Origin of the sequence: Flavobacterium cupreum (assembly GCF_003996965.1) — a bacterium.
In the GTDB taxonomy this organism is placed as follows: domain Bacteria; phylum Bacteroidota; class Bacteroidia; order Flavobacteriales; family Flavobacteriaceae; genus Flavobacterium; species Flavobacterium cupreum.
The window spans coordinates 263,794-278,088 of record NZ_QWDM01000003.1 but is presented as its reverse complement, the minus strand read 5'-3'; the positions used below and the strand labels follow the sequence as shown (position 1 = coordinate 278,088).

14 protein-coding genes are annotated in these 14,295 nt (G+C 34.8%); 8 read left to right on the top strand and 6 right to left on the bottom strand.

Annotated elements, in window-relative coordinates; genetic code table 11:
- The first annotated feature begins 19 nt into the window (after window positions 1-19).
- The 8 genes from porD to D0817_RS05965 all read left to right on the top strand — a co-directional run bounded on the left by porD (window position 20) and on the right by D0817_RS05965 (window position 8,444).
- The gene (porD, locus tag D0817_RS06000; protein WP_127337499.1) at window positions 20-907 is read left to right on the top strand and encodes a type IX secretion system protein PorD; all 888 of its coding nucleotides are present in this window, start codon (window positions 20-22) and stop codon (window positions 905-907) included.
- 53 nt (window positions 908-960) lie between these two features.
- A complete protein-coding gene (gene recN / locus D0817_RS05995) occupies window positions 961-2,613 on the top strand; it encodes a DNA repair protein RecN (protein ID WP_127337498.1) in 1,653 nt (550 codons plus the stop codon).
- 12 nt (window positions 2,614-2,625) lie between these two features.
- Entirely contained in the window at window positions 2,626-3,147 is a 522-nt protein-coding gene (locus D0817_RS05990) for a tetratricopeptide repeat protein (protein ID WP_127337497.1), read from the top strand.
- 21 nt (window positions 3,148-3,168) lie between these two features.
- Window positions 3,169-4,359, top strand: coding sequence for an enoyl-ACP reductase FabV (gene fabV / locus D0817_RS05985; RefSeq protein ID WP_127337496.1), 1,191 nt, complete (start codon window positions 3,169-3,171; stop codon window positions 4,357-4,359).
- A gap of 122 nt (window positions 4,360-4,481) precedes the next feature.
- The gene (locus D0817_RS05980) at window positions 4,482-5,480 is read left to right on the top strand and encodes a glycosyltransferase family 2 protein (RefSeq protein ID WP_127337495.1); all 999 of its coding nucleotides are present in this window, start codon (window positions 4,482-4,484) and stop codon (window positions 5,478-5,480) included.
- Window position 5,481: 1 nt separating this feature from the next.
- Window positions 5,482-6,078 (top strand): dephospho-CoA kinase, encoded by a 597-nt coding sequence (coaE, locus tag D0817_RS05975; protein WP_127337494.1) that lies wholly within the window; start codon window positions 5,482-5,484, stop codon window positions 6,076-6,078.
- A 59-nt stretch (window positions 6,079-6,137) separates the two neighbouring features.
- Window positions 6,138-7,724 carry a sensor histidine kinase gene (locus tag D0817_RS05970; protein ID WP_127337493.1) on the top strand — a complete coding sequence of 529 codons (1,587 nt, stop codon included), beginning with the start codon at window positions 6,138-6,140 and terminating at the stop codon, window positions 7,722-7,724.
- 3 nt (window positions 7,725-7,727) lie between these two features.
- The gene (locus tag D0817_RS05965) at window positions 7,728-8,444 is read left to right on the top strand and encodes a response regulator transcription factor (protein WP_127337492.1); all 717 of its coding nucleotides are present in this window, start codon (window positions 7,728-7,730) and stop codon (window positions 8,442-8,444) included.
- Window positions 8,445-8,515: 71 nt separating this feature from the next.
- Here D0817_RS05965 and D0817_RS05960 read toward each other — a convergent pair whose 3' ends face one another.
- From D0817_RS05960 to D0817_RS05935, 6 genes are all read right to left on the bottom strand, one after another.
- Complete coding sequence (locus D0817_RS05960; RefSeq protein WP_127337491.1) at window positions 8,516-9,256, bottom strand: acyl-[acyl-carrier-protein] thioesterase; 741 nt, start codon at window positions 9,254-9,256, stop codon at window positions 8,516-8,518.
- 187 nt (window positions 9,257-9,443) lie between these two features.
- Window positions 9,444-10,364 (bottom strand): tRNA (adenosine(37)-N6)-dimethylallyltransferase MiaA, encoded by a 921-nt coding sequence (gene miaA / locus D0817_RS05955; protein WP_127337490.1) that lies wholly within the window; start codon window positions 10,362-10,364, stop codon window positions 9,444-9,446.
- A gap of 36 nt (window positions 10,365-10,400) precedes the next feature.
- Entirely contained in the window at window positions 10,401-11,237 is an 837-nt protein-coding gene (locus D0817_RS05950) for an ion transporter (protein WP_127337489.1), read from the bottom strand.
- A gap of 30 nt (window positions 11,238-11,267) precedes the next feature.
- Entirely contained in the window at window positions 11,268-12,629 is a 1,362-nt protein-coding gene (locus D0817_RS05945; protein WP_127337488.1) for an exonuclease domain-containing protein, read from the bottom strand.
- Window positions 12,630-12,713: 84 nt separating this feature from the next.
- Window positions 12,714-13,385: a YggS family pyridoxal phosphate-dependent enzyme gene (locus D0817_RS05940; RefSeq protein ID WP_127337487.1), complete on the bottom strand. Its 672-nt coding sequence runs from the start codon at window positions 13,383-13,385 to the stop codon at window positions 12,714-12,716.
- A gap of 11 nt (window positions 13,386-13,396) precedes the next feature.
- Entirely contained in the window at window positions 13,397-14,290 is an 894-nt protein-coding gene (locus D0817_RS05935; protein WP_127337486.1) for a 3-hydroxyacyl-CoA dehydrogenase family protein, read from the bottom strand.
- Window positions 14,291-14,295: the final 5 nt, after the last annotated feature.

The following is a 14,295-nucleotide window of genomic DNA, read 5'->3' as shown; positions in this document are numbered from 1 at the left end:
ACGCAAATAGTATCTTCGTATGAATAATAAAATAGTTACTTTATTGGTATTTTTAATTTTTGGCTTTACCCAGGCACAACAGCTAAATTGTACGGTAACTATAAATACGGACAGACTTCCCAATCCAAACCAGCAGGTTTATAAAACACTTCAGACCTCTCTGTCGGAATTTGTAAATAAAACAGACTGGACGGGTTCCGTACTCAAGCAGAACGAGCGAATCAATTGTTCGATGTATATTACTTTATTGTCCAATAGTTCAGATCAGTTTTCGGGTACCATTCAGGTTCAGGCTTCGAGACTTATTTATAATTCGACCTATTCCTCTCCGATTTTCAATTATAACGATAAGGACTTTAGTTTTCGTTATACAGAGTATGAGCCGTTATTATTCAATCCGACTACTTTTGAATCTAATTTAGTATCAGTAGTTTCCTTTTACAGTTATATGATTTTAGGAATAGATGCAGATACCTTTCAGATGGCAGGAGGAAGTTCGTATCTTGAAACAGCCCAAAATATCTCAAATGTAGCGCAACAGGGAGGTTTTAAGGGATGGAGTCAGGCAGATGGAGTTCAGAATCGTTACTTTTTGATAAACGATATGCTTTCGCCAACTTACAGCGATCTGAGACAAACCATGTTTTTATACCATTCGGGTTTAGACAATATGAGTCAGGATTTGAAAGCTGCCAAAGAAAAAATAAAATCTTCCGTAATACTTATAGGAAAACTAAATTCGGTTAAGCCAAACGCTTTTTTAACGCGGATATTTTTTGATGCCAAATCAGACGAAATTGTTTCTGTTTTCTCCGGCGGGCCAAGTATTCCTGTTACCGATTTAACAGATGTTTTAAATAAAGTATCTCCATTGAATTCTACTAAATGGTCGCAAATCAAATTTTAATTGTTTTAAAATTTTGCTTCCTTCATTAACTTTTATATTTATATATTTTTCCTATGATTACTTCACTGTCAATTAAAAATTACGCTCTGATTGAAAAGCTTGCTATTGATTTTTCAAAAGGTTTTTCTATAATTACAGGTGAAACAGGTGCTGGTAAATCTATAATTTTAGGAGCAATAGGTCTGGTTTTGGGAAAAAGAGCCGATCTCACTTCATTGAAAAATAAGGAAGAGAAATGTGTAATAGAGGCACAATTTGAAATTTCGAAATACAATTTAAAAGAATTTTTCGAAGCAAATGACCTTGATTACGAAGACGAAACAATCATCAGACGCGAGATTTTGCCATCGGGAAAATCACGTGCTTTTATTAACGATAGTCCCGTAAACCTTCAGGAACTGCAGGATTTAAGTTTGTTTCTGATCGATATTCATTCACAGCAGCAGACTCAGGAACTTTCTGATGAAAATGTTCAGTTCAAAATAATTGATGCAATTGCAGACAATTCAGATATTATTGGTTCGTATCAGAAACTTTTAAAGGAATATAAATCAGATAAATCAAAACTCAACGCTTTACTGAAAAGACAAAGCGATTCAGGAAAAGAACAGGAATACAATACCTTTCTGCTGAATGAATTGGTTGTAGCAAAGCTAAAGTCCGGCGAGCAGGAAGAACTGGAAGCTGATTTTGAGAAGCTGAATAATGTAGAAATTATAAAAGAAGCAATCGATAAGTCTCTCGTAATTACTAATGAAGAACAATTTGGCGTTTTTCATAATCTGAATGAGATTAAAGTGTCTCTGCAAAAAATTGCCCTTTTTTCACCGGAATATCAGAGTTTGTTCGAAAGAATTACAAGTGTAGCCATCGAAGTAGATGATGTTTCCAAAGAATTGCAAAATGCTTCGGAAAAATTATTAAACGATCCCGAAAAGTTAGAATTGACCAATCAGAAGCTGCAGTTAATTTATAATCTTCAGAAGAAACATCAGGTAACTTCAGTTGACGATTTGCTTCAAATTCAGGCCGGACTGGAAAGCGCAGTTGTGGAACTGGGGAATATCGAAGAAGAAATTACGGTTTTATCACAGGCAATAGAACAAAAAACACAGAAATTGGATGCTTTCTCTGCAGCCATTCATCAAAATAGGGAAAATGCTATTCCGGTTTTATCGAATCAGTTGGTTTCGATCCTGGAGACTTTAGGTATGCCCAATGTTCGTTTCAATATGGCGCTGCTGCCGTCTGAAAACTACTTTCAAAACGGAAAAGACGAATTGCAGTTTTTATTTTCAGCCAATAAAGGAACAGACTTCGGATTGCTGAAGAAAGTGGCTTCAGGGGGAGAGATGTCCCGTATTATGCTGGCTGTTAAAGCGATATTGGCAAAATATTCCAAATTGCCTACTTTGATTTTTGATGAAATTGATACCGGAGTTTCGGGTGAAATTGCGATCAGAATGGGTGAAATTATGAAAGAAATGAGTGCCACAATGCAGATATTTGCTATTACGCATTTACCGCAAATTGCAGCAAAAGGGGATTCTCATTTCAAAGTCTCCAAATCTACCGTTGATGACGATACACAATCAGAACTGAAACTATTAGGGCAGGAAGAAAGAGTGATAGAAATTGCTCAGATGCTATCCGGTGCAAACATTTCAGATTCGGCATTAAATCACGCCAAACAATTATTAAATTAGAATACAGTATTTATGGAAAGCCTGAGTTTTTATGAAAATCAATTTATTAAAGCAGATTCCTTAATATCTGACGGAAATATAGCTGAAGGAAAAGAACTGCTGGAGGAAATACTGGCTCAATATCCGGACTTTGGTAAAGCTCATAATCATTTGGGCTGGATTTATTATAACAAGTTAAGTAATTATGACAGAGGAATTTATCATTATAAACTGGCTATGAAATTTGAACCAAAATATCCGGCACCCTACATAAATTATACATATTTACTCATTGATATTGGCCGTTATGCAGAAGCAAAAGGTCATATTAGAGATACGATGCAGAACCTCGAAAACTTTGATTATTCGACCTATAACAGTGAATTAGGAAGAATGGCAGAGTATGAAAATGAGTACACAGCTGCTTATAATTATTATAAACTAGCGAAGAAAAGCGCCCTGAACCCAAACTTTATAGACAATATGAATGCCAACATGAAAAGGGTTAAAGATAAAATGTCTATTTTTGAAAAATTAAAACTGAAACTGAATTAATACAATAAAAATAATTGCAAGATGATTATAGAACCTAGAATGAGAGGATTTATTTGTTTGACATCACACCCAAAGGGATGCGAGCAGAATGTAAAAAATCAAATAGAATATATAAAATCAAAAGGTCCGATCGCCGGAGCAAAAAAAGTACTGGTTATTGGTGCTTCAACAGGTTTTGGATTGGCTTCAAGAATTACAAGTGCATTCGGATCTGATGCTGCAACAATTGGAGTGTTTTTTGAAAAACCACCGGTTGAAGGAAAAACAGCTTCACCGGGATGGTATAATTCTGCAGCTTTTGAAGCTGAAGCTCATAAAGCAGGTTTGTATGCAAAAAGTATCAATGGAGATGCTTTTTCAAACGAAATTAAAAGACAAACGTTAGATTTAATAAAAGCAGACTTAGGACAGGTTGATCTTGTGATTTACAGTTTAGCATCACCGGTGCGTTTACACCCTGTAACAGGAGTAACACACCGTTCTGTTTTAAAACCAATCGGACAGACCTTTACAAACAAAACAGTTGATTTTCATACCGGAAACGTTACTGAAGTTTCTATAGCACCGGCTAATGAAGAAGATATCACCAATACTGTTGCCGTAATGGGAGGTGAAGACTGGGCCATGTGGATGGATGCTTTAAAAGAGGAGAATTTACTGGCAGAAGGAGCTACAACAGTGGCGTATTCGTATATCGGACCATCATTGACAGAGGCAGTTTACCGTAAAGGAACAATTGGCCGTGCAAAAGATGATTTGGAAGCGACAGCATTTTCTATCACAGACAGTTTAAAATCAGTAGGCGGAAAAGCGTATGTATCGGTAAATAAAGCATTGGTTACCCAGGCAAGTTCTGCAATTCCTGTTATTCCGTTATACATTTCTCTTTTGTACAAAATCATGAAAGAAGAAGGAATCCACGAAGGTTGTATTGAGCAAATTCAGCGTTTGTTCCAGGACAGATTGTACAGCGGATCCGAAGTTCCTGTAGATGAGAAAGGAAGAATCAGAATTGATGACTGGGAAATGCGTGAAGATGTTCAGGCTAAAGTAGCGCAACTCTGGCTGGAAGCGACTACCGAAACTTTACCCGGAATAGGAGATTTGGCCGGATACAGAAATGATTTCCTAAACTTATTTGGATTTGAATTTGCAGGAGTAGACTACAAAGCAGAAGCAAATGAAGTAGTTGAAATAGAAAGTATAAAATAAAATACAAGATTACCATAAATAAAAACCATCAGCCAGAAGTTGATGGTTTTTTTGTGAATATACCATATCTTTGTTAAAATTTTTCAGTTTAATAATTACTCCTTAATACCTCATATTCCATTATGATTTTTTCTTTAATTATACCCGTGTATAATCGGCCTGATGAAGTTGATGAACTTTTAGAAAGCTTGGCTCAATCTGATTATAATGAAGCTTTTGAAATTGTTCTTATCGAAGATGGTTCGTCAATACCTTGCAAAGAGGTTGTGATGACGTATCAGGGAAAACTTAATATTTTCTACTATTTCAAAGAGAATTCAGGACCCGGAGACTCAAGGAATTTTGGAATGCAAAAGGCGAGAGGTGATTATTTTATCATTTTTGATTCGGATTGTATCATTCCGTCCAATTATCTGACAGAAGTCAGAAAAGAATTAAATACAAAGTATGTAGACTGTTTCGGTGGACCAGATAAAGCATTAAAAAGCTTTTCAAATGTTCAGAAAGCGATAAACTTTGCTATGACTTCATTTTTGACAACCGGTGGGATTCGTGGTGGTTCAGAGAAAATTAATAAATTTCAGCCCCGTAGTTTTAATATGGGAATTTCAAAAAAAGCTTTTGAAATATCCAGAGGTTTTGGGAATATCCATCCTGGAGAAGATCCGGACCTTTCAATCCGTTTGTGGAATTTAGGTTTTGAAACCAGGTTATTTCCACAAGCATTTGTGTATCACAAACGTCGTATAGACTGGAGTAAATTTTCAGTTCAGGTGCATAAATTCGGAATTGCAAGACCAATTTTAAATAGTTGGTATCCGGAACATAGTAAAATCACTTTTTTCTTTCCTACTGTCTTTATTTTAGGTTTATTAATAGCTTTTTTTTTGTTAATCTTTAATTTTGATCTTTTATTACAATTATATTTCGTATATTTCGTTATAATTTTTCTTACATCCACTCTCCAGAATAAAAGTTTTAAAATTGGATATCTTTCAGTGATAGCGGTATGGAAACAGTTTTATGGGTATGGAACGGGATTTTTGGAATCATTTGTAAAAATTATCCTTTTAAAGAAAAAACCACAAGAAGCTTTTCCTCGTATGTTTTTTAAAGTGTAATATGACAAAAGTTATTGGTTTAACAGGTGGAATTGGAAGCGGTAAAACAACTATTGCCAATTTTTTTAATGAATTGGGAGTTCCTGTTTATATTGCTGATGACGGAGCTAGAAGGGTAATGCAGTCTGAAAATATTATAAGTAAAATACAAACCACTTTCGGGGATGCCGTTTTTGAGAATAATGTTTTAAACAGGTCTAAACTTGCTGAAATTGTGTTTAAAGATAAAGCCAGGCTGGACCAGCTAAATGCTATAGTTCATCCGGCTGTAAAAGAGGATTTCGAGGCATGGTTATTGAGACATAATAATTACGAATATGTAATTTACGAAGCCGCAATTCTGTTTGAAAGCGGACGCTATAAGGAATGTGATCTGGTGATAACAGTGACAGCCCCGGAAGAAGTAAGAATTAGCAGAGTTTTAAAACGTGACAACACCACAAGAGAGCATGTTTTGGACCGTATGAAAATGCAATGGAATGATGAAAAACGTATTTCCGGAAGCAATTTTGTAATAAATAACGATAATCTTAAAAAAGCTAAAGAAGAAGTTGTTAAAATTCTTAAAATTTTAAATATAAAACAAAATCAGTCTTAAATGTTAATATTTGGTTAATGTATTATTTAGTATATTGTTAAAATATTAATTTTGTTGCGATGAATAAATTATTTTTTAGAATACTTGTGTTACTGATGAGCTTGTCCTTAATAGGGATAATTCTGGTTCAAGTATATTGGTTTAACTCTTCGTTTAAAAACAATGACGACCAGTTTAAATATCATGTTACGCAGGTTATTGGAAATGTTGCAGACAAATTAGAAAAACAGGAATTATATAGTTTTGCTGATAAAGTTAACAGAATAAAAGACAGTACCGGTAAAGCTCCCAAAAAAGAAGATTTATTACAGGTTTTATTTGTTCAGAGAAACAAAAAGACAAATAAGACAATTGTATACTCTAATACACTTACGTCTGAAGATTACGATATAAGCAGTTCACTTTTTAATAAAAAATTTAGCAGCGAAAGGTTTAAAAGCTTTAGCTCGAAACGTGTTACCGAAGTTTACAATAATAACAATAGTATTGATAATAATGCAATAGGGCAGAGTATCATACCGGATCTTACAATTGAAAAATCAGGAAGTTTAGATATATTAAATAAAGTTCAACAAGAGATCTCTATCAAAGATGCTGCTGATGCTTTACCTCTTGAAGAAAGGATTTCAAAACAAAAGTTACTCATTCTTTTAAAGAAAGAACTGGAGGAATACGGAGTAAAAACCAAATTTGAGTTTGGGGTTTACAGTAATGGAATTGCCACTAAAATTAAATCAGATGGCTTTCATTTTGATAACGATGCGAGTTACCACGTTCCAATCTATACAAATAATGAAGGAAATAGTAAATATGAATTATTTGTTACGTTCCCGCATAAAAAGAAATTTTTATTATCAGAACTATTAAGTATTACCATATTATCGATAATTTTTACATTAATTATAATAGTAGCGTATACTAGTGCGTTAAATCAGTTACTGCGTCAGAAACATATTTCGGAAATTAAAACCGATTTTATAAATAATATGACGCATGAGTTTAAAACTCCGATTGCGACCATCAATTTAGCACTGGATGCCATAAAGAATCCTAAAATTATTGAGGATAAAGAGAAAGTTTTTCGATACCTTCAAATGATACGGGATGAGAATAAAAGAATGCATGCTCAGGTCGAGAACGTTCTTCGTATTTCTAAATTGGAAAAAAGAGAATTAGATATTACAAAAGAACCTACTGTAATTCATGATATAATTGATGATGCAATTGAGCATGTAAATTTAATTTTAGAAGACAGACAGGGAACAGTTGTTAAGCACTTTAATGCAGCAAGAACAACTTCTCTTATCAATGAAGTGCATTTTACCAATGTGTTGGTTAATATTTTGGAAAATGCCATTAAATATTCACCTGGTATTCCTGAAATTGAAATTTTTACGGAAAATGTTAAAGACATGATCCTGATAAAAGTAAAAGACAATGGGTTAGGGATGAGTAAAATAGCTCAGAAAAGAGTGTTTGAGAAATTTTACAGGGAGCATACAGGAGATTTGCATAATGTTAAAGGACACGGTTTGGGCCTTGCCTATGTAAAAAGAATAGTAGAAGACCACAATGGTCAAGTATATGTTGAAAGCGAAAAAGGAAAAGGTAGCACCTTTATAATAAAAATACCATTAATAAATTAAAATATGGAAAATAATAACAAAAGAATACTTTTAGTAGAAGATGACCTTAATTTCGGGGCAGTTCTTAAAGATTATCTAATGTTAAATGACTTTGAAGTTACTTTAGCTAAAAACGGTATGGAAGGTTTCGAGAAGTTCAAGAAGGATGTATATGATCTGTGTATTCTTGATGTAATGATGCCTTATAAAGATGGTTATACTTTGGCCAAAGAAATTAGAGAAAAGAACAGTGAAGTGCCTATTATATTTTTAACAGCAAAATCGATGAAAGAGGACGTGTTAAAAGGTTATAAAGCAGGAGCCGATGATTATTTGAATAAACCTTTTGATTCAGAAGTGTTATTGATGAAAATCAAAGCAATTATTCAAAGAAAATCTGCGGATACAAAAGCAGAACAGGTGCAGTTTGAATTTAACATCGGTAAATTCCATTTAAATTCTAAACTGAGATTCCTGACTTTTGAAAACGATGAAGCAATAAAATTATCTCCAAAAGAAAATGAATTGCTTAAAATGCTGATCCTTCATGAAAATGATTTGATGCCAAGAGAATTAGCATTGACTAAAATATGGAGAGATGACAACTACTTTACTTCAAGAAGTATGGATGTTTATATCGCTAAATTGAGAAAATACCTAAAATCTGATGAAGATGTAGAAATCTTAAACATTCATGGAGAAGGTTTCAGATTAGTGGTTAAAAGCAAAATTGCTGAATAATAATTCACCCGATAAAAAAGCAAAAGCTCTGAGAAATCAGAGCTTTTTTTATGGATTGAATTTCGATATACTTATTTCCAGTTAAGCTGTAAGGCGAAACAGTTTTTGTCTTCTTTGGTTATGCTAAATGTAGAATCAGTTTCAGTTTCGCTCTCGTGAATGATCACAGCATCATTTAGTGATAACTCTTTCATGAAATTCATTTCAAAACTGGCAATTTTCTGACTTAGTATTTTTTTAGGATCCACATGATCCAGGCACCATTCCAGGTATTTCACATTATTGGCGTGATTGACAATATCCAGATCCGATAAATAAACTATTTTTTCAAAAACAGACTCCTTTTCCGGATTTACATTTATTTTAGAAAAACCTTCTGCCGTCGCCCTTTTCTCGGGAAAAAGCTCAAAGTGTTCATACGGTAAAGCCAAAGGTTCGGGACGGCGGGCCTGCGTATTGAATACAGCCCAGAATGTTTCGCTTCCAACGATCTTTTTATCATTTACGTACATTTCAAGTGCACGAACAGAACGGGAGTTCTCAAGGCTGTTAATCCATGTTTTTACTGTTACAACATCCTGCCATTTAGGTAAAGCACTTACTTCTACACGCATTCTGCTTAAAACCCACGCCTGATTGAACTCCTGCATATTGGCAAAGCTAATCCCGCCAACTTCTGAATGTGCGGCAGCAGTTAGTTGCAAAAGGTTGCACAAATCGGTATACTTTAAATAACCATTTGGTGTGCATTGCGTAAAATTAATTTCCCACTCTTTGCTTAAAACGGATGTGAAATTTGGAGATATTGGCATTTTGTAATTTTAAATTGTTGATTTTTAGATTTGATTTTTAGTAAGGAAGAAAGAATATAGAACAAAGAATATAGAACATAGAACAAAGAATATAGAACATAGAACAAAGAACATAGAACAAAGAATATAGAACAAAGAATATAGAACAAAGAACATAGAATATAGAAAATGAATATTGAATTTTTGACTACTTTAGAAAATTTTCGATGTAATCTGTGATTTGTTTTCTGTCTGTTGCATAATCAAACCATTTTGTGTTTTCATTTCGTTTGAACCAGGTTAATTGTCTTTTGGAAAATCTTCGTGTGTTTTTTTTGATTTCTTCTATGGCAAAAGGCAAGGAAAATTCTTCGTCAAAATAACTGAATAATTCTCTGTAACCTACCGTTTGAAGGGCATTTAACGATTTGTTGGGGTATAACGACTTTGCCTCTTCAAGTAAACCCTGACTCATCATGATGGCGACACGTTGATTAATTCTGTCGTAAATAATTGGTCTTTCGGCATCTAAACCAATCAGGATGGGAGTGAAGTCCCGGTTGTTTTTCTTTTGATTTAAAAAAGAAGAATAGGGTTTTCCGGTTCCTAAACAAACTTCTGTAAAACGCATCATTCGTTGTGGGTTCAGTAAAGTCTGCGGATTCTCTATTGTGATTTTTTCATAATACTCCGGATCTGACTTTTTTAACTGTTCCTGTAAATAATTGATTCCAAGTTTCTCGTACTTCGAGTTTACTTCAGATCGTATTGCAGGATCAATTTCGGGAAATTCATCAAAACCTTTTAAAACAGCATCTACATAAAGGCCCGAACCGCCAATTAAAATGACAAAATTACTTTTCTGAAAAAGTTCTTCTATCTTGATAAGGGCTTCTTTTTCGTAGTCGCCGACAGTATAATTTTCGAATATCGATTTATTCTGAATAAAGTGATGTTGGGCCGATTGTAATTCTTCTTCATTCGGAACGGCAGTACCAACGGTCATTTCTTTAAAAAACTGACGACTGTCACAAGATATTATCTCACATTTGAAATGTTGTGCCAAAGCAATGCTTAAGGATGTTTTTCCTATGGCTGTTGGTCCTACAATAGTAATCAGATATTTCATATTTTTTTGGCCCGGATGGAAACGAAAATTCCGGAGTTATTTTGGTAATTCTGTTCCGCACTCATAGCAATATTTCGCGTTGTCGAAGTGTACCTGTGAATTACATTTCCGACAAGCCCTTTTTGTGCTTACGGTATTATTTTTCAAACTGTTTTTGGCAAATTCTGCCGTTACAATTCCTGTGGGAACTGCAATAATTCCGTATCCCATAATCATCACTAACGATGCTAAAAACTGGCCTAAAGGTGTTGCCGGTGATATATCTCCGTAACCAACTGTTGTAAGGGTTACGATGGACCAGTAAATGCCAACAGGAATACTGGTGAAGCCGCTTTCTTTGCCTTCAACGACATACATTAATGCACCGATAATGACTGCACTTATCACCACAAAATAGATAAAAACAAGAATTTTTTCTTTACTGGCTTCAAGTGCTTCTTTTAATTGGAAGGACTGATGGGAAATTTGCGGAATGTGCAGGATTTTGAACAATCTGAAAAAACGTAAAACCCTTACGATGGTCAGAATATTCGTTGCAGGAAAAAAAATCGACATATACATAGGCAGTATAGCCATTAAATCGATAATTCCGTAGAAACTAAAAACGTATTTCAGCGGCTTTTGAATGGCAAGAATACGCAAAAGATATTCAATGGTAAAGAATATGGTAATGATCCATTCACAAATTAGCAGCTGCGAATGGTATTTTTGATTTATTCCTTCTACGGTATCCAGCATCACGAGAATAACACTCAGGAGTATTAGTCCAAGAAGTACTAAATCGAACATACGCCCCATAATCGTGTTGGTTCCGTAGAGAATGATTTTTATTTTTTCCCTGAAAATCTCGTATTTTGATTTATTTTTTGTCATCCCTACGAAGATACGTAAAGTTTGTAAGTATTAAAAATGAAGAATTTTAATCGATTTGCTTTTTCGGATATAGCTCTGAATAATATTTTTGACATCACGATTGTTTTGCATCGGAATAAGGATGTTTTTCAGAATTTCAATATTGGTAACCTGATAATTTAGATCATAAAAGGCATATCCTTTATAAACGCCGTTCTCGATTAAAATGGCACTTCTTTCATTTATGTTTCGGCCTCTGTCAAGCAAAATCATGCTCTTATTGTCGAAGCTGTTTTCTGCGATGAATTGCTGAACCCTGGCATTGTATACTTCAGGAGTTATTTCACCAATACAGGCCCCGTCACATTCTTTTATTTTATACTGGAAACACTCTTTTTTAGCCACATACAATCCTGTAAGTTTCTGGCACAAATTATATTTGGCAGTATATTTGAAAAGGGCATTTTTTCCTTCCTGTAAACTTGCGTAAGAGGTGATTTCTTTTTTACGGCCGTCCGCTTTTCCGAGTTTTAGATTCAAATATCCATTACTGTCTTTTTCGGCGTATAAGGCATACGGGAATATTGTTTTTCGCTGTGAACGATTGTATCTTGGTCTGTTTATTTTTACTTCTTCGCTTTCTTTTAGCAGTGCAATCAATTCGCTTCCGGTTTCATCATAAGTGATGGTAAAAACTTCAGCCTGTATTTTTTTGCTTTTTGTTGTTATTCCGGTAAAATGCTGATTAACTCTTTTTTTAATGTTTTGGCTTTTGCCGATGTAAATTAGAGTACCACCTTGGTTGTGAATGTAATAAACACCTGTTTTTGTAGGCATTTGTGATAAAAGGTCGAGAAATTTGGGCGCAATTCCTTTTTCTACTTCCAGCTTTATGAAATCTTTTACAATGGTTTTTTCCAAATCTTTTTCCAAAAGCATTTTGAACAGTTTGGTCGTTGCCATAGCGTCACCACTGGCGCGATGTCTGTCTGCCATAGGGATTCCAAGTGCACGCACTAATTTTCCTAAACTATAAGAAGGCTGTTCCGGAATTAATTTCTTGGCCAGTTCTACTGTACAAAGCGTGCGGGCTTCAAAATCATAGCCTAAGCGTCTGAATTCAGTACGTAAAATCCGGTAATCAAAAGAAGCGTTGTGTGCTACGATAATACAGTCGGAAGTAATTTCTATGATTCTTTTGGCTACTTCAAAAAATTTTGGAGCAGAACGGAGCATAGCATTATTTATTCCGGTTAATTTCACCACAAATGGCTGAATCGGAATTTCAGGATTGACAAGGCTAATGAATTGGTCAATTACTTCATGTCCATCAAATTTATAAATGGCGATTTCAGTAATTCCTTCTTCGTTAAACTGGCCTCCGGTAGTTTCTATGTCTAGTATTGCGTACAAATTCAGTGTTCAGTCTCAGTTTTTAGTATTCAGTTTTCTGTAGAGGCGCACTGCAGTGTGTCTTACGATATGTGGTTTTGAAAATTATCTCCCTCCAAAAATGCTGCTTCCAATTCGAACCATGGTGCTTCCGCATTCTATTGCGAGTTGATAATCTCCGGACATTCCCATGGAAATAGTAGAGACGTATTGCAGTGCGCCTTTACCATATTCGTCACGATTTTTTAATGAATCAAAAATAGACTTTAAATGTATAAATTCTTTTTTAATCTGGTTTTGGTCTTCTGTAAATGTTGCCATTCCCATTAATCCTAAGATACGAATATTTTTCATCTCTTTGAATTCTGGTGAAGATAAAAGTAAATTCAATTCATTTTCATCAAGACCAAATTTAGTTTCTTCTTCAGCAATATGTATTTGAAGCAGGCAGTCTATTATTCTGTTGTTTTTTAATGCCTGTCTGTTTATTTCCTGCAATAATTTCAGACTGTCAATACCGTGAATCAAACTTACAAACGGAGCCATAAATTTGACTTTATTTGTTTGCACATGACCAATCATGTGCCATTGAATATCTTTTGGCATTTGTTCCCACTTATCAGCCATTTCCTGGATTTTGTTTTCTCCAAAAATACGCTGACCGGTTTCGTAAGCTTCCATTAAATCGGCTACAGGTTTTGTTTTGGAAACGGCAACCAAAGTTACGTTTTCCGGCAAAGAAGCTTTTATAGAATCTAAATTTGAGGCGATTGACATGTTGTTTTCTTTTATGAAAGGATAAATTGCTTAGAAATTTTCTCTGCTTTTTTACTTTCGCTGTAATCATAAAAACCTTCTCCGGATTTCACACCCAGTTTTCCTGCACGTACCATATTTACCAATAAAGGGCAAGGCGCATATTTAGGATTTTTGAAACCTTCGTACATGACATTCAAAATTGCCAGGCAAACATCAAGTCCAATAAAATCAGCTAACTGAAGCGGTCCCATTGGGTGTCCCATCCCTAATTTCATTACCGTGTCAATTTCGTAAACACCCGCTACTTTATTATATAACGTTTCAATGGCCTCGTTTAGCATAGGCATCAGAATTCTGTTTGCCACAAAACCCGGATAATCGTTTACTTCAACTGGAGTTTTACCTAATTTTTCAGATAAATCCATGATGATTTTTGTTACTTCATCGCTGGTATTGTAACCACGAATAATTTCTACCAATTTCATAATCGGCACCGGATTCATAAAATGCATTCCGATAACTCTTTCAGGATGTGCCACTACAGCTCCGATTTGTGTAATGGAAATAGAAGAAGTATTCGTTGCTAAAATAGTATTGTGTGAGCAGGCTTCATTTAATTGTTTGAAGATATTCAGTTTTAATTCCACATTTTCAGTGGCCGCTTCCACTACCAAATCGGCGCCAACTACACCGTCTTTTATATCAGTATAAGTAATAATATTGGTGATTGTTTTGGCAACCTCTTCGGCCGAAATAGTTCCTTTTGCCAGCATTCGATCCAGATTGGCAGCAATAGTTGCCATTCCTTTGTCTAATGATTTTTCTGAAACGTCAATAAGTTTTACAACAAAACCACTTTGTGCAAAAGTATGGGCAATTCCGTTCCCCATGGTTCCTGCACCGATTACAGCTATAGTTTTCATTTAAT

What these genes read in the sequence shown, in the direction of transcription:
- D0817_RS05990 (WP_127337497.1), top strand. Translation starts at nt 2,626, where the DNA reads ATGGAAAGCCTGAGTTTTTATGAAAATCAATTTATTAAAGCAGATTCC.
- coaE (WP_127337494.1), top strand. Translation starts at nt 5,482, where the DNA reads ATGACAAAAGTTATTGGTTTAACAGGTGGAATTGGAAGCGGTAAAACA.
- D0817_RS05965 (WP_127337492.1), top strand. Translation starts at nt 7,728, where the DNA reads ATGGAAAATAATAACAAAAGAATACTTTTAGTAGAAGATGACCTTAAT.
- recN (WP_127337498.1), top strand. Translation starts at nt 961, where the DNA reads ATGATTACTTCACTGTCAATTAAAAATTACGCTCTGATTGAAAAGCTT.
- D0817_RS05970 (WP_127337493.1), top strand. Translation starts at nt 6,138, where the DNA reads ATGAATAAATTATTTTTTAGAATACTTGTGTTACTGATGAGCTTGTCC.
- D0817_RS05950 (WP_127337489.1), bottom strand. Translation starts at nt 11,237, where the DNA reads ATGACAAAAAATAAATCAAAATACGAGATTTTCAGGGAAAAAATAAAA.
- miaA (WP_127337490.1), bottom strand. Translation starts at nt 10,364, where the DNA reads ATGAAATATCTGATTACTATTGTAGGACCAACAGCCATAGGAAAAACA.
- fabV (WP_127337496.1), top strand. Translation starts at nt 3,169, where the DNA reads ATGATTATAGAACCTAGAATGAGAGGATTTATTTGTTTGACATCACAC.
- D0817_RS05940 (WP_127337487.1), bottom strand. Translation starts at nt 13,385, where the DNA reads ATGTCAATCGCCTCAAATTTAGATTCTATAAAAGCTTCTTTGCCGGAA.
- D0817_RS05935 (WP_127337486.1), bottom strand. Translation starts at nt 14,290, where the DNA reads ATGAAAACTATAGCTGTAATCGGTGCAGGAACCATGGGGAACGGAATT.
- D0817_RS05960 (WP_127337491.1), bottom strand. Translation starts at nt 9,256, where the DNA reads ATGCCAATATCTCCAAATTTCACATCCGTTTTAAGCAAAGAGTGGGAA.
- porD (WP_127337499.1), top strand. Translation starts at nt 20, where the DNA reads ATGAATAATAAAATAGTTACTTTATTGGTATTTTTAATTTTTGGCTTT.
- D0817_RS05980 (WP_127337495.1), top strand. Translation starts at nt 4,482, where the DNA reads ATGATTTTTTCTTTAATTATACCCGTGTATAATCGGCCTGATGAAGTT.